The 22030-nt window shown below is 50.9% G+C and carries 25 protein-coding genes and 1 pseudogene; 12 read left to right on the forward strand and 14 right to left on the reverse strand.

Annotated features, from left to right (window positions below; genetic code table 11):
• Window positions 1-131: 131 nt before the first annotated feature.
• From trmB to BEA93_RS00805, 5 genes are all read left to right on the forward strand, one after another.
• Window positions 132-851, forward strand: coding sequence for a tRNA (guanosine(46)-N7)-methyltransferase TrmB (gene trmB, locus BEA93_RS00785; RefSeq protein WP_000786922.1), 720 nt, complete (start codon window positions 132-134; stop codon window positions 849-851).
• On the forward strand, window positions 851-1177 hold the full coding sequence (locus BEA93_RS00790) for a YggL family protein (RefSeq protein ID WP_001107572.1): 327 nt from the start codon (window positions 851-853) through the stop codon (window positions 1175-1177). The genes trmB and BEA93_RS00790 overlap by 1 nt, the downstream gene beginning before the upstream one ends.
• Window positions 1178-1378: 201 nt before the next feature.
• Window positions 1379-2098 carry a DUF2884 domain-containing protein gene (locus BEA93_RS00795; protein ID WP_000984801.1) on the forward strand — a complete coding sequence of 240 codons (720 nt, stop codon included), beginning with the start codon at window positions 1379-1381 and terminating at the stop codon, window positions 2096-2098.
• Window positions 2099-2273: 175 nt separating this feature from the next.
• Entirely contained in the window at window positions 2274-3320 is a 1047-nt protein-coding gene (ansB, locus tag BEA93_RS00800) for an L-asparaginase 2 (RefSeq protein ID WP_000394192.1), read from the forward strand.
• A gap of 116 nt (window positions 3321-3436) precedes the next feature.
• A complete protein-coding gene (locus tag BEA93_RS00805; protein WP_000745199.1) occupies window positions 3437-4444 on the forward strand; it encodes a DUF1202 family protein in 1008 nt (335 codons plus the stop codon).
• Between the two features lie 64 nt (window positions 4445-4508).
• Here the strand turns inward: BEA93_RS00805 and hemW are convergent, their stop codons facing one another.
• The 5 genes from hemW to yggS are packed head-to-tail and all read right to left on the reverse strand — an operon-like array spanning window position 4509 to window position 7814.
• Window positions 4509-5645 (reverse strand): radical SAM family heme chaperone HemW, encoded by a 1137-nt coding sequence (hemW, locus tag BEA93_RS00810; RefSeq protein ID WP_061090724.1) that lies wholly within the window; start codon window positions 5643-5645, stop codon window positions 4509-4511.
• A complete protein-coding gene (locus tag BEA93_RS00815; protein ID WP_105224368.1) occupies window positions 5638-6231 on the reverse strand; it encodes an XTP/dITP diphosphatase in 594 nt (197 codons plus the stop codon). Before BEA93_RS00815 ends, hemW begins: the two co-directional genes overlap by 8 nt.
• Before the next feature lie 7 nt (window positions 6232-6238).
• On the reverse strand, window positions 6239-6529 hold the full coding sequence (yggU, locus tag BEA93_RS00820; protein ID WP_001277217.1) for a DUF167 family protein YggU: 291 nt from the start codon (window positions 6527-6529) through the stop codon (window positions 6239-6241).
• Window positions 6526-7092, reverse strand: coding sequence for an osmotic shock tolerance protein YggT (gene yggT / locus BEA93_RS00825; protein ID WP_001094831.1), 567 nt, complete (start codon window positions 7090-7092; stop codon window positions 6526-6528). Before yggT ends, yggU begins: the two co-directional genes overlap by 4 nt.
• Before the next feature lie 17 nt (window positions 7093-7109).
• On the reverse strand, window positions 7110-7814 hold the full coding sequence (gene yggS / locus BEA93_RS00830; RefSeq protein WP_016262525.1) for a pyridoxal phosphate homeostasis protein: 705 nt from the start codon (window positions 7812-7814) through the stop codon (window positions 7110-7112).
• A gap of 17 nt (window positions 7815-7831) precedes the next feature.
• On the opposite strand from yggS, the gene BEA93_RS00835 reads away from it, so the two are divergent.
• Window positions 7832-8812 carry a PilT/PilU family type 4a pilus ATPase gene (locus BEA93_RS00835; RefSeq protein ID WP_001517057.1) on the forward strand — a complete coding sequence of 327 codons (981 nt, stop codon included), beginning with the start codon at window positions 7832-7834 and terminating at the stop codon, window positions 8810-8812.
• 163 nt (window positions 8813-8975) lie between these two features.
• On the opposite strand, the gene ruvX is transcribed toward BEA93_RS00835, so the two are convergent.
• From ruvX to metK, 8 genes are all read right to left on the reverse strand, one after another.
• On the reverse strand, window positions 8976-9392 hold the full coding sequence (gene ruvX / locus BEA93_RS00840) for a Holliday junction resolvase RuvX (protein ID WP_000017106.1): 417 nt from the start codon (window positions 9390-9392) through the stop codon (window positions 8976-8978).
• Complete coding sequence (locus BEA93_RS00845) at window positions 9392-9955, reverse strand: YqgE/AlgH family protein (RefSeq protein WP_010378695.1); 564 nt, start codon at window positions 9953-9955, stop codon at window positions 9392-9394. The genes ruvX and BEA93_RS00845 overlap by 1 nt, the downstream gene beginning before the upstream one ends.
• A gap of 108 nt (window positions 9956-10063) precedes the next feature.
• On the reverse strand, window positions 10064-11014 hold the full coding sequence (gene gshB, locus BEA93_RS00850; RefSeq protein WP_001517056.1) for a glutathione synthase: 951 nt from the start codon (window positions 11012-11014) through the stop codon (window positions 10064-10066).
• Window positions 11015-11026: 12 nt separating this feature from the next.
• The gene (gene rsmE / locus BEA93_RS00855) at window positions 11027-11758 is read right to left on the reverse strand and encodes a 16S rRNA (uracil(1498)-N(3))-methyltransferase (protein WP_001517055.1); all 732 of its coding nucleotides are present in this window, start codon (window positions 11756-11758) and stop codon (window positions 11027-11029) included.
• Window positions 11759-11838: 80 nt separating this feature from the next.
• Complete coding sequence (gene endA, locus BEA93_RS00860) at window positions 11839-12546, reverse strand: deoxyribonuclease I (RefSeq protein WP_000286521.1); 708 nt, start codon at window positions 12544-12546, stop codon at window positions 11839-11841.
• A gap of 94 nt (window positions 12547-12640) precedes the next feature.
• Window positions 12641-13138 carry a SprT family zinc-dependent metalloprotease gene (locus BEA93_RS00865; RefSeq protein WP_000856773.1) on the reverse strand — a complete coding sequence of 166 codons (498 nt, stop codon included), beginning with the start codon at window positions 13136-13138 and terminating at the stop codon, window positions 12641-12643.
• A 76-nt stretch (window positions 13139-13214) separates the two neighbouring features.
• Window positions 13215-14609: a galactose/proton symporter gene (gene galP, locus BEA93_RS00870; protein WP_001517053.1), complete on the reverse strand. Its 1395-nt coding sequence runs from the start codon at window positions 14607-14609 to the stop codon at window positions 13215-13217.
• 481 nt (window positions 14610-15090) lie between these two features.
• Window positions 15091-16245: a methionine adenosyltransferase gene (gene metK, locus BEA93_RS00875; RefSeq protein ID WP_001062125.1), complete on the reverse strand. Its 1155-nt coding sequence runs from the start codon at window positions 16243-16245 to the stop codon at window positions 15091-15093.
• A gap of 55 nt (window positions 16246-16300) precedes the next feature.
• Here metK and BEA93_RS26030 point away from each other — a divergent pair.
• The 6 genes and pseudogenes from BEA93_RS26030 to speB all read left to right on the forward strand — a co-directional run bounded on the left by BEA93_RS26030 (window position 16301) and on the right by speB (window position 20949).
• Window positions 16301-16552: pseudogene (locus tag BEA93_RS26030) on the forward strand (hypothetical protein).
• A 110-nt stretch (window positions 16553-16662) separates the two neighbouring features.
• The gene (gene yqgG, locus BEA93_RS26035) at window positions 16663-16806 is read left to right on the forward strand and encodes a protein YqgG (protein WP_269446598.1); all 144 of its coding nucleotides are present in this window, start codon (window positions 16663-16665) and stop codon (window positions 16804-16806) included.
• Window positions 16807-16899: 93 nt separating this feature from the next.
• On the forward strand, window positions 16900-17031 hold the full coding sequence (gene yqgB / locus BEA93_RS00890) for an acid stress response protein YqgB (RefSeq protein ID WP_001338822.1): 132 nt from the start codon (window positions 16900-16902) through the stop codon (window positions 17029-17031).
• An 8-nt stretch (window positions 17032-17039) separates the two neighbouring features.
• Window positions 17040-19016, forward strand: a complete 1977-nt coding sequence (gene speA, locus BEA93_RS00895) for a biosynthetic arginine decarboxylase (RefSeq protein ID WP_001517052.1) — start codon at window positions 17040-17042, stop codon at window positions 19014-19016.
• 145 nt (window positions 19017-19161) lie between these two features.
• Entirely contained in the window at window positions 19162-19893 is a 732-nt protein-coding gene (locus tag BEA93_RS00900; RefSeq protein ID WP_000758927.1) for a hypothetical protein, read from the forward strand.
• Window positions 19894-20028: 135 nt separating this feature from the next.
• Complete coding sequence (gene speB, locus BEA93_RS00905; protein ID WP_000105566.1) at window positions 20029-20949, forward strand: agmatinase; 921 nt, start codon at window positions 20029-20031, stop codon at window positions 20947-20949.
• A gap of 129 nt (window positions 20950-21078) precedes the next feature.
• Here speB and loiP read toward each other — a convergent pair whose 3' ends face one another.
• A complete protein-coding gene (loiP, locus tag BEA93_RS00910; protein ID WP_000701822.1) occupies window positions 21079-21837 on the reverse strand; it encodes a metalloprotease LoiP in 759 nt (252 codons plus the stop codon).
• Between the last annotated feature and the right edge of the window lie 193 nt (window positions 21838-22030).

Consider the following 22030-nt stretch of genomic DNA (forward strand, 5'->3'; position numbering starts at 1 on the left):
AGATTGCAGCACAGCGACGACAGGGTGTAAACCGGAACTTTCCGCAGCCACGGCCTTATCATGCTTGCATCCGGCAACTAACTTTGGATAATGCCCGTTTTCAGAACACTTTCACAAGCGACTAAATCTTTATGAAAAACGACGTCATCTCACCGGAATTTGATGAAAACGGCCGTCCTCTGCGCCGTATCCGTAGTTTTGTACGCCGCCAGGGGCGACTGACCAAAGGCCAGGAACATGCGCTGGAAAACTACTGGCCGGTGATGGGCGTTGAGTTCAGCGAAGATATGCTGGATTTCCCGACGCTGTTTGGCCGTGAAGCGCCGGTGACGCTTGAGATTGGTTTTGGCATGGGTGCTTCGCTGGTGGCAATGGCGAAAGAGCGTCCGGAGCAGGATTTCCTCGGCATTGAAGTGCATTCGCCGGGCGTTGGCGCTTGCCTGGCTTCCGCGCATGAAGAGGGGCTGAGCAATCTGCGCGTGATGTGTCATGACGCGGTCGAAGTGCTGCATAAAATGATTCCTGACAATTCATTGAGCATGGTTCAGCTCTTTTTCCCTGACCCGTGGCACAAAGCACGTCATAATAAACGCCGTATCGTTCAGGTGCCGTTTGCTGAACTGGTAAAAAGCAAACTGCAACTGGGGGGCGTATTCCATATGGCGACCGACTGGGAACCTTATGCGGAACATATGCTCGAAGTGATGTCTTCCATTGACGGTTATAAAAACCTGTCAGAAAGTAACGATTACGTACCGCGCCCGGAATCACGTCCGGTGACGAAATTTGAACAACGTGGTCATCGTCTTGGTCACGGAGTATGGGACTTAATGTTCGAGAGGGTGAAATAATGGCAAAGAACCGTAGCCGTCGTCTGCGTAAAAAAATGCACATCGACGAATTCCAGGAATTAGGATTTTCGGTGGCATGGCGATTCCCGGAAGGTACATCGGAAGAACAGATTGATAAAACCGTTGATGACTTTATTAACGAGGTTGTCGAACCGAACAAGCTGGCTTTTGACGGCAGCGGTTATCTGGCCTGGGAAGGTCTGATCTGCATGCAGGAAATTGGCAAATGTACCGAAGAACATCAGGCGATTGTGCGTAAGTGGCTGGAAGAGCGCAAACTGGATGAGGTACGCACCAGCGAACTTTTCGACGTTTGGTGGGACTAAGAAAGCATACGGGCGATGACAAACGCAAAACTGCCTGATGCGCTACGCTTATCAGGCCTACAATGGGTATGCAATATATTGAGGTTGCACGATTGAGTAGGCCGGATAAGGCATTTACGCCGCATCCGGCATGGACAATGCGCACTTTGTTATCAATCCGGGCCAGCAAATGCTGGCCTGATTTGTTCTTGAGGGAAGATTATGATGCGCAAAATGCTACTGGCGGCAGCACTTTCAGTAACGGCAATGACTGCTCACGCCGACTACCAGTGCAGCGTCACACCGCGTGACGATGTGATTGTCAGCCCGCAAACCGTACAGGTGAAGGGCGAAAACGGCAATCTGGTGATCACGCCAGACGGCAATGTGATGTACAACGGCAAGCAATATTCTCTGAGTGCCGCCCAGCGCGAGCAGGCGAAGGATTATCAGGCAGAACTGCGCAGCACGTTGCCGTGGATTGATGAAGGGACTAAGAGCCGCGTTGAGAAAGCCCGCGTCGCACTGGATAAAATTATCGTTCAGGAGATGGGTGAAAGCAGTAAAATGCGCAGCCGTCTGACCAAGCTCGATGCGCAGTTGAAAGAACAGATGAATCGCATTATTGAAACGCGCAGCGATGGCCTGACGTTCCACTATAAAGCCATTGATCAGGTTCGCGCCGAAGGCCAGCAACTAGTGAATCAGGCGATGGGTGGAATTTTGCAGGACAGCATTAATGAAATGGGCGCGAAAGCGGTACTGAAAAGCGGCGGTAATCCGTTACAGAATGTGCTGGGAAGCCTGGGCGGTTTGCAATCCTCCATCCAAACCGAGTGGAAAAAGCAGGAAAAAGATTTCCAGCAGTTTGGTAAAGATGTCTGTAGCCGTGTGGTGACCCTGGAAGATAGCCGCAAAGCCCTGGTTGGGAATTTGAAATAATCCTCTATTTTAAGACGGCATAATACTTTTTTATGCCGTTTAATTCTTCGTTTTGTTACCTGCCTCTAACTTTATAGATCTCCAAAATCCATTCACGTTGTAAATTGTTTAACGTCAAATTTCCTATACAAAGCTAAGGGATAATACGTAGCGTTCACGTAACTGGAGGAATGAAATGGAGTTTTTCAGAAAGACGGCACTTGCCGCACTGGTTATGGGTTTTAGTGGTGCAGCATTAGCATTACCGAATATCACCATTTTAGCGACCGGCGGGACGATTGCCGGTGGTGGTGACTCCGCAACCAAATCTAACTACACAGCGGGTAAAGTTGGCGTAGAAAACCTGGTCAATGCGGTGCCGCAATTGAAGGACATTGCGAACGTTAAAGGCGAGCAGGTCGTTAACATCGGCTCCCAGGACATGAATGATAATGTCTGGCTGACATTGGCGAAAAAAATTAATACCGACTGCGATAAAACTGACGGCTTCGTCATTACTCACGGTACAGACACGATGGAAGAAACTGCTTACTTCCTCGATCTGACCGTAAAATGTGATAAGCCAGTAGTGATGGTCGGCGCAATGCGTCCGTCTACCTCCATGAGCGCAGACGGTCCATTCAACCTGTATAACGCGGTAGTGACCGCAGCAGATAAAGCCTCCGCTAACCGTGGCGTGCTGGTAGTGATGAACGACACCGTGCTGGATGGTCGTGACGTGACCAAAACCAACACTACCGATGTAGCGACCTTCAAGTCTGTTAACTTCGGTCCACTGGGTTACATTCACAACGGTAAAATCGACTATCAGCGTACTCCGGCGCGTAAGCACACCAGCGATACGCCGTTTGATGTCTCTAAGCTGAATGAACTGCCGAAAGTTGGTATCGTTTATAACTATGCTAACGCATCCGATCTTCCGGCAAAAGCACTGGTAGATGCGGGCTATGACGGCATCGTTAGCGCCGGTGTGGGTAACGGTAACCTGTATAAAACCGTATTCGACACCCTGGCAACCGCGGCGAAAAACGGCACTGCGGTAGTGCGTTCTTCTCGCGTACCGACGGGCGCAACCACTCAGGATGCCGAAGTGGATGATGCGAAATACGGTTTCGTCGCCTCTGGTACGCTGAACCCGCAAAAAGCGCGCGTTCTGCTGCAACTGGCGCTGACGCAAACTAAAGATCCACAGCAGATCCAGCAGATTTTCAATCAGTACTAATCGCCTCGCCCCGGTATCGTGCCGGGGCTTTCTCACTTCAGACTCACGTCCATTGTCAATCATAATTATCATGATGATAATCACATGGATAAATTATTCCACGCGAGACTTTCACTGTGAAAAAACAATGGATTGTAGGTACGGCGTTGTTTGTGTTGATGTCAGGTTATGGCTGGGCCGATGGTGAACCGCCAACTGAAAATGTCTTAAAAGATCAATTCAAAAAGCAATATCACGGCATTCTCAAACTGGATGCCATCAATTTAAAAAACCTTGATGCGAAGGGGAATCAGGCCACCTGGTCTGCGGAAGGTGATGTCTCTTCTAACGATGATCTCTATACCTGGATCGGTCAGTTGGCAGATTATCAACTTCTGGAACAGACCTGGGTGAAAGATAAACCCGTAAAATTCTCAGCGATGTTAACCAGTAAAGGAACGCCCGCGTCTGGCTGGACGGTGAATTTTTACTCTTTTCAGGCAGCAGCCAGCGATAGTGGGCGGTTTGTTGATGATATCAAAACGAATAATAAGTACCTGATTGTGAATAGCGAAGATTTCAATTATCGCTTTAGTCAGCTTGAGTCAGCGCTGAATGTGCAGATGAATTCGATTTCGGGGCTGGAAAAGGAAGTGAAAGAGCTTGATAAGCAAATGGTTGCGGCACAGAAAGCGGCGAATGCTTATTGGGGAAAAGGGGCAGATGGCAAGCAAATGACTCGTGAAGACGCTTTTAAAAAAATACACCAGCAACGGGATGCGTTTAATAAACAGAATGATAGCGAGGTGTTCGCGGCTAAATATGACAAAGAGGTCTATCAACCGGCGATTGCGGCATGTCATAAACAGAGTGAAGAGTGTTATGAAGTGCCGATTCAGCAGAAACGGGATTTTGATATCAACGAGCAGCGGCGACAGACTTTTCTGCAATCACAAAAACTCAGCCGTAAATTGCAGGATGACTGGATAAAGCTTGAAAAAGGGCAATATCCGTTAACGATGAAAGTTTCGGAAATAAACAGTAAAAAAGTCGCGATTTTGATGAAGATTGACGATATCAACCAGGCTAATGAACGCTGGAAAAAAGATACCGAACAACTGCGGCGTAATGGGGTGATTAAGTAATTTTTGCGATGATGCATGGCTTGTAGCCGGATATGGCGTTTACGCCGCATCCGGCAGAACAAGTTTACTCGGCCAGAAACAGTTCCAGCAGTGAATTTAAAAACAACTTCCCATGTTCCGTTATCTGCCAGTAATCCGCACATTCGGTGAGATAACCCTGAGCGATAGCCTCGTCTAACTGAGAGCGAATCACTTCTTCGCAAAGGCCGGTATACTGGCTAAACTCCACGCGTGGCGCGGCCTCCAGCAAACGGAAGCGATTCATAAAGAACTCGAACGGCTTATCAGCGGCTTCTACATCACGCTGGCTTTCCAGATAACGCCCCTGCATAAAACCACGCGGGTGACGCGTTTTGGTGGTACGCAGAATGCGCCCGTCCGGGAAGGTCACTTTGCCATGCGCGCCGCAGCCGATGCCGAGGTAGTCACCAAATCGCCAGTAGTTGAGATTGTGTTGGCATTGATAACCCGGTTTGGCGTAAGCGGAGGTTTCATATTGCTGATAACCCGCTGCGGTTAATAACTGATGCCCCTGTTCGAAAATATCCCACAGTGCGTCGTCGTCCGGTAGCACCGGTGGCCGCGAACCAAACAACGTATTGGGTTCGATGGTCAACTGATACCAGGAAAGATGCGGCGGATTTAGTTCAATGGCCTGGCGCAGATCGCCAAGCGCCTCTTCCAGTGATTGATCAGGCAACCCGTGCATCAAATCAAGATTAAAACTACGCAGCCCCAGCCCGCTTGCCAGATTCGCTGCCCGTTTCGCTTCTTGCGGGCCATGAATGCGTCCAAGTCGTTTCAGCTTTTCTTCGCTAAAACTCTGCACACCAATAGAGATGCGGTTCACACCGGCACGCTGATAATCAACAAAGCGATTGGCTTCTACCGTACCAGGATTCGCTTCCATAGTAATTTCTGCATCCGCTGCCAGCGGCAAACGCGCACGCACGCCGTCCAGCAGCGTTTGCATCGCCGGGCCAGAAAGCAGGCTCGGCGTACCACCGCCAATAAATATTGTCTGCACTTCACGACCCTGAGCATAAGCCACATCATTGTCCAGATCGTTAAGCAGATGCTGAACATAATCGTCGTGCGGCACTTCTCCTTTCAACGCGTGAGAGTTGAAATCGCAGTACGGGCATTTCTGCACACACCACGGGATGTGAATGTAGAGACTGAGCGGCGGTAACTTAACCATTACGTAGCGCGTCCAGCAGCAGTTTCAACGCCTGACCACGGTGGGAAATGGCACTCTTCTCTTCGCGAGTCAGTTCGGCAGCGGTTTTGCCTTCAGAAGGCACGAAGAAAATCGGATCATAACCAAAGCCACCAGTACCAGCAGGTTCACGGGTAATCACGCCAGGCCAGCAACCGTGGCACACCAGCGGAGTCGGATCTTCCGCATGACGCAGATACACCAGCACGCAGTGGAAACGTGCCTGACGTTGGTCGTCCGGTACGTCTTTCAGGGTTTCCAGCAGTTTTTGCAGATTCTTTTGATCGGTTGCGTCTTCACCGGAATAACGAGCGGAGTAAATCCCCGGCGCTCCGCCAAGCGCATCAACCGCCAGACCGGAATCGTCGGCAATCGCCGGTAAACCGGTCGCTTTTGCCGCGTGGCGCGCTTTCAGGATCGCGTTTTCGATAAAGGTCAGGCCGGTCTCTTCGGCGGAATCGATGCCAAGTTCCGTTTGGGCCACGATATCAAGACCGAAGTCGCTAAGCAGCGACGCCAGCTCACGCACTTTACCGGCATTGCTGGTTGCGAGGACAACTTTTTGCATAGGATACCTAATTAATTAACGCCGCGATTTCTGGCGGGATTTGTTGCGGATTAATGATTTTAATTTGTTTGTGGCGGCCAAGTTCGCCTTTTTCAATCACCACCTGGCTTTTCGCGACCCGGAACTGCTTACCGAGAAACTTCACCAGATGGTTGTTGGCCTGGCCGTCGACCGGCGGTGCGGTAATGGCGACTTTTACTTCGTCGCCATGTAAACCGACAATAGAATCACGGCTGGCTTTCGGCTGGATATAAAGCCGTAATACCAGACCGTCATCGTTTACTGTTACGGCACTCATAACGCCATCCACAGCCCCGGCAGCAGCATGTTTCCGGTTGCCTGTAATACTTCTGCGACACCCATATTGATGACATACAGCAGCAGTACGAGGATCATTGGTGAGAAATCAATCCCTCCCATTGCCGGTAGCAGGCGGCGAATCGGACGCAGTAGCGGATCGGCAAGCTGGATCAGCACATATTCAATTGGGCTGCGACCCTGACTTACCCAGCTCATTATCGCCATCACCAGCAGTACCCAGAAGATCAGCAGGCCGATAGTTTTCAGCAGAATCAGCAAACCGGCAATCCAGATGATCGGCAGGAAGGTTACGACTTTGAACAGGACGATGGCTTTGATGAAACTCAAAATGTACGCCACCAGCAGTGAGGCGCTGTCAATCGGCCCCATTGCCGGAATAACGCGGCGCAGTGGCCCGATAATCGGCTGCGTCACCTTCACCACAAACTGTGAGAAGGGGTTATAAAAATCACAATGAGCCCACTGCATCCAGATGCGTAATAACAGCACCATGGTATACAGCTCAATGACCGTTGAAAGCAGGAAAGTCAACGTATTCATGGCGTTCCTTTAATTCCTTATTTTTTAGAGTAATCACGTGCACCAAAGATAGCAGTGCCGATGCGAACCATCGTGCTACCTGCCGCAATGGCGGCTTCCATATCATCTGACATCCCCAGAGAGAGGGTGTCGACATGCGGGTAGCGCGTTTTCAGTCCGGCAAATGCTACAGCCATTTGGCGTGCAACTTCAAACTGCCTTACATATTCTGACTCTGGCGCGGGGATCGCCATTAGCCCGCGCAGGCGTAAACGCGGTAGTTCTGCGACCGCTGCTGCCAGCTCGTCCAGCTCTGCCAGTTGAATGCCTGACTTACTGTTTTCATCGCTAATGTTGATTTGAATCAGTACGTTAAGAGGGGGAAGTTCTGCCGGACGCTGATCGTTAAGACGGGTGGCGATACGCAAACGGTCGATGGTATGACACCAGTCGAAATGCTCTGCCACCAGGCGGCTTTTATTAGACTGCAACGGGCCAATAAAATGCCACTCTAATCCTGTTACGCCCAGTTCCTGAAAGTGGCGAATTTTATCTACCCCTTCCTGAACATAGTTTTCACCAAATTGACGCTGCCCGGCGTCGATGGCTTCTGCGATGGCGCTCGCAGGTTTTGTTTTACTGACTGCAAGCAGCGTAATTTCTTCTGGAGAACGGCCGCAACGCGTTGCAGCCGTTGAGATTTTGTCCCGAACCTGTGCCAGGTTATGCGCAATATCGTTCATTTTCCGAGGATCTTAGTATGAATATGGAAGAAATTGTGACCCTTAGTGTAAAGCATAACGTCTCGGATCTACACCTGTGCAGCGCCTGGCCAGCACGATGGCGCATTCGAGGGAGAATGGAGGTCGCGCCGTTTGACGCGCCAGACGTCGAAGAGTTGTTGCGGGAGTGGCTGGATGACGATCAACGGGCGATATTGCTTGAGAATGGCCAGCTTGATTTTGCGGTATCGCTGGCTGAAAACCAGCGGCTACGAGGCAGTGCGTTTGCGCAGCGGCAAGGCATTTCTCTGGCGTTACGGTTGTTACCTGCGCATTGCCCGCAGCTCGAACAACTTGGCGCGCCGCCGGTATTGCCGGAATTACTCAATAGCGAGAATGGCCTGATTCTGGTGACGGGAGCGACGGGGAGCGGCAAATCGACCACACTGGCGGCGATGGTTGGTTATCTCAATCAACATGCCGATGCGCATATTCTGACGCTGGAAGATCCTGTTGAATATCTCTATGCCAGCCAGCGATGCTTGATCCAGCAGCGAGAGATTGGTTTGCACTGTATGACGTTTGCATCGGGATTACGTGCGGCATTGCGGGAAGATCCCGATGTGATATTGCTCGGAGAGCTGCGTGATAGCGAGACAATCCGTCTGGCGCTGACGGCGGCAGAAACCGGGCATCTGGTGCTGGCAACCTTACATACGCGCGGTGCAGCGCAGGCGGTCGAGCGGCTGGTAGATTCATTTCCGGCACAGGAAAAAGATCCCGTGCGTAATCAACTGGCCGGTAGTTTGCGGGCGGTGTTGTCACAAAAGCTGGAAGTGGATAAGCAGGAAGGGCGCGTGGCGCTGTTTGAATTGTTGATTAACACGCCAGCGGTGGGGAATTTGATACGCGAAGGGAAAACCCACCAGTTGCCACATGTTATTCAAACCGGGCAGCAGGTGGGGATGTTAACTTTTCAGCAGAGTTATCAGCAGCGGGTGAAAGAAGGGCGCTTGTGAGGCTAAAGCGGCTGATTAGCATCGTAAATATGCCTGATGCGACGCTGACGCGTTTTATCAGACCTACAATCGTTGCCAAATGTAGGCCGGATAAGGCGTTTACGCCGCATCCGGCAAGATGGGCGATGACGCTATCTACAATTTGCCAGGCTTGCAAATCGCCTTAATATCCCTGCTCAAAATAACTTTCGAGAATGATAACCGCAGAGGCAGAGTCGACTTTGCCTTTGTTGAGCGCCCGATAACCGCCCTGTTCAAACAGGCCGGAACGCGCTTCCACGGTGCTAAGACGTTCGTCATGTAGCTTTACTTCAACACCGAAACGACCATGAATACGGTTGGCGAATTTACGCGCCCGGGCGGTTAGCGGTTGTTCGGTGCCGTCCATGTTCAGCGGCAAACCGACGATGATTTCGTCTGGCTGCCACTCTTTCAACAAACGCTCGATAATATTCCAGTCCGGCGTACCGTCCTGCGCTTTAATCGCAGGCAAAGGGCGAGCGGTGCCAGTAATGCGTTGACCAACCGCTACGCCAATGCTTTTGGTGCCGAAGTCGAAGGCAAGTAAAGTCCCGCTCATCAGGCGTGTCCCGCCACATCAGGCATGGTAAGAATATCAACACCAATCAGCCTTGCCGCATCGCGCCAGCGGTCGGCTATCGGTGTTTTGAACAGAATATTCAGATCTGCCGGAGCGGTTAGCCAGGCGTTGTCGAGAATTTCTTGTTCCAGTTGGCCTTTATCCCAGGAGGAGTAACCCAACGCAACCATCACGTCAGAGGGTTGTTTATCGGTGCCGAGCGTTTCCAGCACATCACGGGAAGTGGTCATCACCGTGTTGTCTGAAATGCGAATACTGGAAGTAAAATTTGATGGTGGAGTATGCAAAATAAACCCACGATCTTCAGCCAGTGGGCCACCGAGCATAACAGGCTTGTCCAGACGGATTGACTCATCACGCGGCTCCGGCGTGATCTTTAATTTTTCCAGAATCCCTTCAATTTTAAGATTTTCCAGAGGCTTGTTAATGATAATCCCCATTGCACCCTCTGGATTATGTTCGCAAATGTAGACCACCGAACGACGGAAAATCGGATCCTGGAGAGCAGGCATGGCAATAAGAAAGTGATGCTGTAAATTCATTGTCAGAGGTTCTGTTTCCTGGTTCAAAAAAGCAACAGCGCCCAGTATGCGTGGAAAGACGGGCGCTGTCACTCATAGTCTCAACGAGATCCCTCTCGTTAAGCTGGGTTATCGTTGCTGTAAACGTGCTTCGATGGCATCCATTAGCATTCCGGTGATCGAGACCGGAAACTCTGCTTCAATCTCACGAATACAGGTTGGGCTGGTGACGTTAATTTCAGTCAGGCGGTCTCCGATAATATCCAGGCCAACAAAAATTAGCCCTTTTTCTTTCAGCGTCGGCCCTACCTGGCGGGCGATTTTCCAGTCACTTTCAGTTAGCGGACGAGGTTCGCCGCGACCACCGGCAGCCAGATTGCCACGGGTTTCGCCACCCTGCGGAATACGCGCCAGGCAGTACGGTACGGGCTCGCCATCCACCACCAGAACGCGTTTGTCGCCATCTTTAATGGCAGGCAGGTAATTTTGCGCCATACAGTAGCGAGTACCGTGCTCAGTCAGGGTTTCGGCAATCACGCCGAGGTTCGGATCGCCTTCTTTCACGCGGAAAATCGACGCGCCACCCATGCCGTCCAGCGGTTTAAGGATAATGTCGGTGTGCTTTTCCCAGAACGCTTTCAACTGTACTTTATTACGCGTGACCAGCGTTTCTGGTGTTAAGTCAGAGAACCAGGCGGTAAACAGTTTTTCGTTACAGTCGCGCAGGCTCTGTGGCTTGTTAACGATCAACGTTCCTTTCTCTTCAGCACGTTCCAGAATATAAGTGGCGTAGATAAACTCGGTATCAAACGGCGGATCTTTACGCATCAGGATCACGTCGAGATCGGCCAGTTGCAGATCCTGCTCACCCGTGAACTCGTACCATTTATCGTAGTTCTGTTCGACGCTCAAAGTACGGGTACGAGCGCGAGCCTCACCATTGATCAAATAGAGATCGCCCATCTCCATATAGTGAAGTTCGTAACCACGACGTTGTGCTTCCAGCAACATAGCGAAACTGGAATCTTTCTTGATGTTGATGCTTGCGATGGGGTCCATCACGATGCCGAGCTTGATCATTATTTTTCTCCGTTAGCCCAGATCACCAAAACGTACTTGTAGCGCAGTTATGGCGGTGAGCGCAGTTGTCTCTGTACGCAAAACGCGAGGTCCCAGCAGGATATCAGTAAATTGATAGCGGGCAGTCATGGCAATTTCATCTGCTGATAATCCGCCTTCCGGGCCAATCAGCAGGCGGATGCGTTCGACCGGCAACGGCAGCGTGTTAATGCTGTTACTGGCGCGCGGGTGAAGATTCAGTTTCAGTCCTTCATCTTGCTCTGCACACCAGGCTTCCAGATCCATTGCAGGACGGATCTCCGGCACCCGGTTACGACCACACTGCTCGCAGGCGGCAATCGCAATTTTCTGCCACTGCTGGAGCTTCTTGTTCAGACGTTCGCTATCCAGTTTAACGCCGCAGCGTTCAGAAAAAAGTGGCGTAATGAGGCTTACTCCAAGTTCGATCGATTTCTGGATAGTGAATTCCATTTTTTCACCGCGTGACATTACCTGACCGAGATGAATATGCAGAGGCGATTCACGATCGTCGAGCTGACCTTCCAGCACGTTAACTTCCACGCTTTTTTTGCTGGCGCTGGTAATCTCTGCGTCAAAGACCTGGTTGCTACCGTCAAATAACTGTAACGCCTGACCAGGCCCCATACGCAGTACACGGCCGATATGGTTAGCGGCATCTTCGCAAAGTGCAATGTGCGAGTTGCTGATTAATGGTTCAGGATGATAAATGCGGGGGATACGCATGGTTAAAAATCCGCGTCGTCTCCCCACGCAGTTGCCTGCGTGGGGTAGGGGTTTAACAAAAAGAATCCCGCTAGTGTAGGTTAGCTCTTTTGCGCCTGGCAAGCGCGTTGCACATACGGGTTATGATTGCCTTGCACCTTTGCAATGCGTTCGTCGCGCTCGCACTCCCAATCGGTGACCGGATACATCTTGTTCCAGGCGTTAAACAGTTGCGTTTGCTGGCGTGAGAGTGTCAGGTTGTACTGGTCACGCATATAGAAATAAGTTCTGGCAATGATGCCTCGCGTATGAGCTGGTGGTTCCGCCACTTTTTCTTTGAAATCCACCTTCATGGCGCACTGTCCATACTGACCCTCGCCACCATTCCACTGACTGTACATAAAGTTGCCGCGATCGCCGTTCACTTCGCCTATCGAGGGCTGCAGGTTATGCATATCGCTTTCCATTTTGCGATAAACCGGATCTTTGGCGCAGTTTTTACGTCCGCCGTCTTGCCAGCATTGACGCTGGTGGCCGAACTGCCAGGCGGGAACCACGTGTTCCCACTCCACACGACTGGCGCGATTTTCATTTTTGCGTACCTGATATCCGCATGACTCCAGATCCACAACGCCTTTTTTACCCTGCCAGTTGATTTTACAGCCGCAGTAAAATGTTCCCGGTGCGTCAGCATAGACTTTTACTGCCGCATTTTTCGCCTGGGAAAAACTATTGATGCCTTCGGCCAATACCTGGCCGGAAAATGCTGCGCTCAGTATCACCGCAGCAACAGACAAATAACGGTACATCATTTACTCCGTGTTAAAACGAGCCAGCAACGTAGCGAAAGTTGTTTTACTATGCAATCAGCCAGATCAGGAAAGTTCCTGATAGTTCAGGTGGTTATTTCGCAACCAGTTGTTCGCCGCAATGAACGCAGCGATAGACGGCCTCTCCACGCACCACACGGTTATGGCGGCGCACGGTAAGCTGATGCTCTTGGCATTTACAGCGGTAGGGGAAGGTGTTGCGGCGTACAGATTGTAGCTCAAATTGATGCGTGCGGCGGGCGGGAACACCCAGCACACTTTCCATCATCCATTTCCACTCTTTGCCATGCGGTGCCACGCGACCAAAGTGTTTCCACACCAGTAAATGCGCCAGCTCGTGCGGTACGACTTCTTCTATAAAAGCTTCGCTGTTTTCCATCAACAGCACCGGATTGAGACGAATTTCATAGCTGTCCAGCCAGGCAGTACCGGCGGATGTACCACGCTGGGTGTAAGCGATTTTTGGCTCCGGATAATTACGCTCCAGCTTCAGGTTGGCCTGGGCGAGTTTTTCCCGCAGACGACGCATAACGGCCTGTTGGATGGCGATAGGGAGACGGGGCGTTTTCATAGCGGCTGAGGATAAAGCGAAGAAAAGATGACTGCAAGAGGTGGCTTCCTCCGCGACGGGAGGAAGCCAGAGACGATTAATCGTGAGCGCCGATTTCGCGCAGTTTACGACCCTTCATCAGATTACGTTCAATGTGTTCCAGCGAAACGTGTTTGGTTTCCGGTACCAGCCACAATGTCAGCAGGATAAACAACACGTTCAGAGCCGCATACACCCAGAAGGTGTTGGCGTTGCCCAGCGTGTTGAGCATAGTCAGGAACGTTGCGCCGACGATCATGTTGGCAATCCAGTTGGTGGCGGTGGAGCAGGTGATGCCAAAATCGCGGCCTTTCAGCGGCTGAATTTCAGAACACAGTACCCAAATCAACGGACCTGCGCTCATGGCAAAACCGACAATAAACATCAGCAGCATGGCAATGGCAAAATACTGCGCCGACGGTGAGTGGATACCGATATGCATCATCGTACCCAGTATGCCCATGCCAGCAGCCATTACCATGAAGCCCAGCGTCAGCGTCGGTTTCCGTCCCCAGCGGTCAACCAGACCAATAGCGATAAAGGTGGCGAGTACGTTGGTCAGACCAACGATCACTGTCCCCCACATTTGCTCGGTAGTATTGGTATAACCCGCCAGTTCGAAGATTTTGGGCGCGTAATACATGATGACGTTCATCCCGGTGAATTGCTGCATCACCTGTAACAGCACGCCAAGGAATACCGCACGACGGAAGTTGCTGTTTTCTTTAAACAGTGCCCAACCGCTCTGTTTGACCTGCAAACTTTCACGGATTTCATCCAGTTCGCGTTTCGCTTCCGCGCTGGTGTCGCGCAGGCGCAGCAGCACGCGTTCGGCATCAACAAAACGGCGTTTGGCGGCAAACCAACGTGGGCTGTCTGGCAGGAAGAAAACACCAATCAGTAGCAGAATTGCCGGGATGATAATCACACCCAGCATCCAGCGCCATGCGCCGGTGTAGCTGAAGGCGGTATCAGAAAGATAAGCGCCGAGAATGCCGATGGTAATCATCAACTGATACATCGAGATCATACTGCCACGAATTTTCTCTGGCGCAATTTCGGAGAGGTATAGTGGCGCGGTATAGGAAGCAACACCCACCGCCAGACCCAGCAGAACGCGAGAAAGAATCAGTACTTCAACGTTTGGCGCTGCGGCTGAGAACAGCGAACCAGCAACAAACAGAATAGCGCCGATCATCAGGCTCTTTTTACGTCCGAGTTTAAAAGAGAGCCAGCCGCTACCCACCGCACCGACTGCCGCACCAAACATCATGGAGCTTACGACCCATTCTTGCGTGTGCGAGGTAATCTGGAATTCATCTGCAATAAACGGCAGTGCGCCAGCAATTACACCGATATCCAGGCCAAAGAGTAATCCCGCCAGAGCGGCAAGGAAGCAGACGAAAAACGTCATTGCCTTGTTTGACCGCCCCTGTTTTTTAGCGTCAGGCATGATGCCCTCCAATATGTTATTTTTTATTGTGAATTAAGATAGGTGAGTACGACGCAAAAAGATGTGAAGCATGTCACATCAGTGTAATCGCTTACACTAACATTTATAGTGGTTATAATTTAAGTACATGAAAACAATTGAGTTATAACATCATAGATTAAGCGAAGTTATCTGCAATTAAGACTTTGCTGAAAAGAAATGTAACAATCATGAAAACTGAATAATATGATGAAAATATTATAAATACTGGGTTGCTATGGTTGGTGTAATCGGTTTCAGTTGTTGTGATGAACTACGGATAAACGTGTTCAGCAACGGAATGTTGCTATCGTGTGGGCGGCTTTTGCCGGATGCGGCGTGAACGTTTTAGCCAGCCTACATGTAGCAATGGTTGTAGGCCTGGTAAGCGTAGCGCATTGGGCATTTTTTAGAAAAGAAAAAGGCCAGTGCGAGGCTGGCCTTAGAAAGTGGGGATGAAAGATTATTTCAGACCGGCGGCATCGCGCAGTAGCTGCGCTTTGTCGGTTTTTTCCCACGGGAAATGCTCGCGACCAAAGTGACCATATGCAGCGGTATCTTTATAGATTGGGTGCAGCAGATCCAGCATCTTAATCAGACCGTATGGACGCAGGTCGAAGAACTCGCGCACCAGCAGGGTCAGTTGTTCAGTAGGGACTTTCTCAGTACCGAAAGTTTCTACCATGATGGAAGTCGGTTCAGCCACGCCGATCGCGTAGGAAACCTGAATTTCACAACGGTCAGCCAGACCCGCTGCCACGATGTTTTTCGCAACATAGCGTGCTGCGTAAGCTGCGGAACGGTCCACTTTGGATGGATCTTTACCAGAAAACGCGCCACCACCGTGACGAGCCATGCCGCCGTAGGTATCAACGATAATTTTACGCCCCGTCAGACCGCAGTCACCCATCGGGCCGCCGATAACAAAACGTCCGGTCGGGTTGATGAAGAATTTGGTTGCGGAAGTCAGCCATTCTGCTGGCAGGATCGGCTTAATGATCTCTTCCATTACCGCTTCTTGCAGGGATTTCTGATCGATATCTTCAGAGTGCTGGGTGGAAAGCACTACTGCATCGATGCCAACGATTTTGCCGTCGTCATACTGGAAAGTAACCTGGCTTTTTGCGTCCGGGCGCAGCCACGGCAGAGTGCCGTTTTTACGCACTTCAGCCTGACGTTGTACCAGACGGTGTGCATAGGTGATTGGCGCTGGCATCAGCACATCGGTTTCGTTGGTGGCATAGCCAAACATCAGACCCTGGTCGCCAGCGCCTTGTTCCAGCGGATCAGCACGATCAACGCCCTGGTTAATGTCAGGGGACTGTTTGCCGATAGCGCTCAGAACCGCACAAGAGTTAGCGTCAAAGCCCATGTCGGAATGCACATAGCCAATTTCGCGAACGGTGTTACGGGTGATCTCTTCAATGTCCACCCAGGCGCTGGTGGTGATTTCACCGCCAACTAAAACCATGCCGGTTTTTACGTAGGTTTCGCAAGCAACACGTGCTTTCGGATCCTGTTCGAGGATCGCATCTAAAACGGCATCAGAGATTTGGTCAGCAATTTTGTCAGGATGCCCTTCAGAGACGGACTCGGACGTAAAAAGGTGTTTTGCCATATTTAATATCACCTAAAGAGAATTTAGTTAGCTCAAACTGTTGTGTGGATTTTCTGTGGTAGTGGCTCCTTCCACGACTCTGCAGGTTAAAAACACTGGCAGTCTGAGTGTTAATCAGTATGGATGGATTAACATCTGGATGGCTATTTTAGGTCAAGACGTCATCCGATTTCCACTTTTTTTTGAAGCGTATCTCATTCCGTTAAAAACGTAGCTGGAAATTTTTCCTGACAATGCTGGCATTCTGTGTATTTATCTTTTGCAATTTTCTGCCATTGTGGGGTATAAAACGCGGCGCGCGGCTTAAATAAAAAGCACACGACGTTCCTTTCGTGTTGCCACTTCCAGCCGGGTTGAAATCAGTGTTTTAGCTTGTTGGTTCGTCTTCGCAGGCGGCCGTGGAGGTGATACGAAATAATGAATCGTTGTCTGCTGCTTAATCTGTCGCACCGTTCTGGTGTAGATTCGTTCCCCGCACTCTGCATCTCTGCATTGCATACCTGCCGATGTTATACCCATCTCGGCGCTTCTCAGGATTCAAGAGCTGGCAACAGTTACTGATGACTGAACAAGGGCGCTCTTGTAAATACAAGAGTTTTCTCGTGGTTTCGCCGGACTGTCACACTTACGTTCGGTTATGTGCTTAATAATGTTATGAAAAAGAAACCGGTTGCGCAGTCGGAGCGTCAGCATACGCTGCTGGAAAATCCGTGTGCTTATGGGTTGTTATCGCAGTTTCAGGCTGCGATAGTGGTTAACTGTTTTACACTTAATAAAATAATTTGAGGTTCGCTATGTCTGACGACATGTCTATGAGTTTGCCTTCGTCAGCGGGCGAACACGGTGTACTACGCTCCATGCAGGAGGTTGCAATGAGCTCCCAGGAAGCCAGCAAGATGCTGCGTACTTACAATATTGCCTGGTGGGGCAATAACTACTATGACGTTAACGAGCTGGGTCACATTAGCGTGTGCCCTGACCCGGACGTCCCGGAAGCTCGCGTTGATCTCGCGCAGTTAGTGAAGACCCGCGAAGCGCAGGGCCAGCGCCTGCCTGCACTGTTCTGCTTTCCGCAGATCCTGCAGCACCGTTTGCGTTCTATTAACGCCGCGTTTAAACGTGCGCGGGAATCCTATGGCTATAACGGTGACTACTTCCTCGTTTACCCGATCAAGGTTAACCAGCACCGCCGCGTGATTGAGTCCTTGATTCATTCTGGTGAACCGCTGGGGCTGGAAGCAGGTTCAAAAGCTGAGTTGATGGCGGTGCTGGCGCATGCTGGCATGACCCGCAGCGTCATCGTCTGTAACGGCTATAAAGACCGCGAATATATCCGCCTGGCGCTGATTGGCGAGAAGATGGGCCATAAGGTTTATCTGGTTATCGAGAAGATGTCTGAAATCGCCATTGTGCTGGATGAAGCGGAACGTCTGAACGTGATCCCTCGTCTTGGCGTACGTGCGCGTCTGGCCTCGCAGGGGTCTGGTAAATGGCAGTCTTCCGGTGGTGAAAAATCGAAGTTCGGTCTGGCGGCAACCCAGGTACTGCAACTGGTTGAGACACTGCGTGAAGCCGGACGTCTCGATAGCCTGCAACTGCTGCACTTCCACCTCGGTTCGCAGATGGCGAATATTCGCGATATCGCGACAGGCGTTCGTGAATCTGCGCGCTTCTATGTTGAGCTGCATAAGCTGGGCGTCAACATTCAGTGCTTTGACGTTGGCGGTGGTCTGGGCGTGGATTATGAAGGCACCCGTTCGCAATCCGATTGTTCGGTGAACTACGGCCTCAATGAATACGCTAATAACATTATCTGGGCAATTGGCGATGCCTGTGAAGAGAATGGTCTGCCACATCCGACGGTGATCACCGAATCGGGTCGTGCGGTGACTGCGCATCACACTGTGCTGGTTTCCAATATTATCGGTGTGGAACGTAACGAATACACCGTTCCAACCGCACCAGCAGAGGATGCGCCGCGCGCACTGCAAAGCATGTGGGAAACCTGGAAGGAGATGCACGAACCGGGAACTCGCCGCTCTCTGCGTGAATGGCTGCATGATAGCCAGATGGATCTGCACGATATCCATATTGGTTATTCTTCTGGCACTTACAATCTGCAAGAACGTGCATGGGCAGAACAGCTCTATTTGAGCATGTGTCATGAAGTGCAGAAGCAACTGGATCCGCAAAACCGCGCCCATCGCCCGATTATCGACGAATTACAGGAGCGTATGGCGGACAAAATGTACGTCAACTTCTCGCTATTCCAGTCGATGCCGGATGCATGGGGTATCGACCAGTTGTTCCCGGTTCTGCCGCTGGAAGGGCTGGATCAAGTGCCGGAACGCCGCGCTGTGCTGCTGGATATCACCTGTGACTCTGATGGAGCCATCGACCACTATATCGATGGTGACGGCATTGCTACGACAATGCCAATGCCGGAGTACGATCCGGAGAATCCGCCGATGCTCGGTTTCTTTATGGTCGGTGCCTATCAGGAGATCCTCGGCAACATGCACAATCTGTTTGGTGATACCGAAGCGGTTGACGTGTTCGTCTTCCCTGACGGCAGCGTAGAAGTGGAGCTGTCTGACGAGGGCGATACCGTTGCGGATATGCTGCAATATGTGCAGCTCGATCCAAAAACGTTGTTAACCCAGTTCCGTGACCAGGTGAAGAAAACCGATCTTGATGCCGAACTGCAACAACAGTTCCTTGAAGAGTTCGAGGCAGGTTTGTACGGTTATACCTACCTTGAAGATGAATAATTAAGATTATTCTGCTGGCGGGCCGATTTAATTGATTAATTCGGCCCGCTTTTTATTTATATATTCTTAAAAATAATCTGGTTACTTTCCTTCTAATATAATCTCCCTACAATCGCTGCATTAATTAAATGCAGAGGGATCGGTTATGAAAAAATGGAAAGTACGCGTTGCGCTGGTGGGATTGTTCGTACTGCTGGCAGGTTGTTCCAGTAATGCGCAGTATAATAGTAGTGCATCTGGCAATGTCGGCACTGCCTGGGGCGGGGATGTGCACTCAACGGTTCAAGGCGTATCTGCTGAACGCGCCTGGCGCGATCCGGCAGAGATGATCGTTATTAGTTATTCGACTAACATTCCTTCCGGATACGACCGCGTTTATAGCATTCGGATTAACGAACTGGAATATGCTATTCGCGATGCTAATTTTAATTCGCTTCCTATTACGCGGGTATATGATTCATCGAATAATAAACCTCGATATATTGTTCATGCCAGAGTGGGAATGAATTATCAATTATATGTTCGTAACTATAGCCGTAACACTAACTATGAGATCGTTGCCACAGTTGATGGGCTGGATGTTCTGAACGGCAAGCAAGGTTCGCTGAATAACAATGGCTATATTGTGAATGCCGGTGATTCGTTAGCGATTAAAGGTTTCCGTAAAGATAAACATACCGAAGCTGCTTTTCAGTTTGCCAACGTTGCTGATTCCTACGCCGCCAATTCGGCGCAAGGCGATGTACGTAACACAGGGGTGATTGGTTTTGCCGCTTTTGAATTACAAGGCTCAGCGAAAAATGCGCTACCGCCGTGCTCTGGACAAGCCTTTCCGGCAGACAACAATGGCTATGCGCCACCACCGTGTCGTAAATAGCAACCCCGCTTGATGCTTCACCCATTTAGGGCGATAATTAGCACAAACTTGTGTTTCGCAAATCCAACCCTTCCTCGTCGGGCCTAACGACGCGGAAGGGTTTTTTTATATCGACTTTGTAAAAGGAGTCCATCCATGAGCACCTTAGGTCATCAATACGATAACTCACTGGTTTCCAACGCCTTTGGTTTTTTACGCCTGCCGATGAACTTCCAGCCGTATGACAGCGATGCTGACTGGGTAATTACCGGCGTGCCGTTCGATATGGCTACTTCTGGTCGTGCGGGGGGGCGTCACGGTCCGGCAGCTATTCGCCAGGTTTCGACTAATCTGGCCTGGGAACACAACCGCTTCCCGTGGAATTTCGACATGCGTGAACGTCTGAATGTCGTCGACTGTGGTGATCTGGTATATGCCTTCGGTGATGCCCGTGAAATGAGCGAGAAACTGCAGGCGCACGCTGAGAAGCTGCTGGCTGCCGGTAAGCGTATGCTCTCCTTCGGTGGTGACCACTTTGTTACGCTGCCGCTGCTGCGTGCTCATGCTAAACATTTTGGCAAAATGGCGCTGGTACACTTTGACGCCCACACCGATACCTACGCGAACGGTTGTGAGTTTGACCACGGCACTATGTTTTATACCGCGCCGAAAGAAGGTCTGATTGACCCGAATCATTCCGTGCAAATTGGTATTCGTACTGAGTTCGATAAAGACAACGGCTTTACCGTGCTGGACGCCTGCCAGGTGAACGATCGCAGCGTGGATGACGTTATCGCCCAGGTGAAGCAGATTGTTGGTGATATGCCGGTCTACCTGACTTTTGATATCGATTGCCTGGATCCTGCGTTTGCGCCGGGAACGGGTACGCCGGTAATTGGCGGCCTGACCTCCGATCGCGCCATTAAACTGGTACGCGGCCTGAAAGATCTCAACATCGTTGGGATGGACGTAGTGGAAGTGGCTCCGGCATACGATCAGTCGGAAATCACTGCTCTGGCAGCGGCAACGCTGGCGCTGGAGATGCTGTATATTCAGGCAGCGAAAAAGGGCGAGTAAGCGCCGGATGTGATGCCATCCGTAGGCCGGATAAGATGCGCCAGCATCGCATCCGGCGATGTGCTCTGGCCATATATGTCAGATGCGGCCTAAACGCCTTATCTGACCTACGTTCGGCACCACCAGGTCTTACTTAACCCCATCAGCGCTCATACGGTCGCGAATATGCTGGGCGCGCTCCGCGGATGCTGGATGGTCGTCAAACATTGAGCTTTGACGGCCTTCTTCCAGCTTCGCCAGTTTTTCAAAGCTGGTGGCAAGGCCTGCCGGACTGATGCCGCGTTGGCGCAGCAAGTCATAGGAGTAATCGTCCGCCTCAGCTTCCTGACGCTGGGAGAATTGCGAATTGACTAATTTCTCGCCCAGATCGCCTAGTTGTGATTGAGATAAACTACCGACAATCCCGCCCGCCGATGCCGCAGCTACTCGCACTGCGTTTGTTCCAAGCGCGACCTGCATCCCTTTCTTCACATGGCCTAACGCCACGTGTCCCATTTCGTGACCGATCACCGCTTCGACTTCGTTATCAGTCATCATATCCATCAGTCCGCTATAAACACGGATGCAGCCGTTGGCCATCGCAAAGGCGTTCACATCCTTTGCCATATACACTTTGTAATTTACCGGCTGACCGTTGATATTGTTGCCCAGCGCGTTGGCAATAGTGGCCAGACGTTTAGCATATTCGCTACTGGCTGGCGCAATCGTCGCCTTACTGTCCATCTCCTGACATGCCTGATCGCTCAGGGCTTTGACCTGCGCATCACTCAGAGTGTAAGCCTGAAAAGCTTCCGCTCCTGATGAGAGCAGCCCACTGGAGTCCATATTCTGGCAACCGGTCAATACCGTTGCCACGCTCATTGCTATCAATAAGGCGCGAATTTTCATGTTTTCTCTTCCGCACAAAGTCAGGATTATTCTAAAAATGCGCCGTTTGCAGGTGAATCGACGCTCAGTCTAAGTATAAGGAAAAGCGCAGCGGACGGGCGAGCAGATTGCGCAACATGCGAGCATGATCCAGAGATTTCTGAACCGGCAAAAGGATGTTCCATGTACATGACGCGTGGCTTGCGGTAAATTG

The sequence above is a fragment of the Escherichia sp. MOD1-EC5950 genome (assembly GCF_002965345.1).
Classification (GTDB): Bacteria; Pseudomonadota; Gammaproteobacteria; order Enterobacterales; family Enterobacteriaceae; genus Escherichia; species Escherichia marmotae.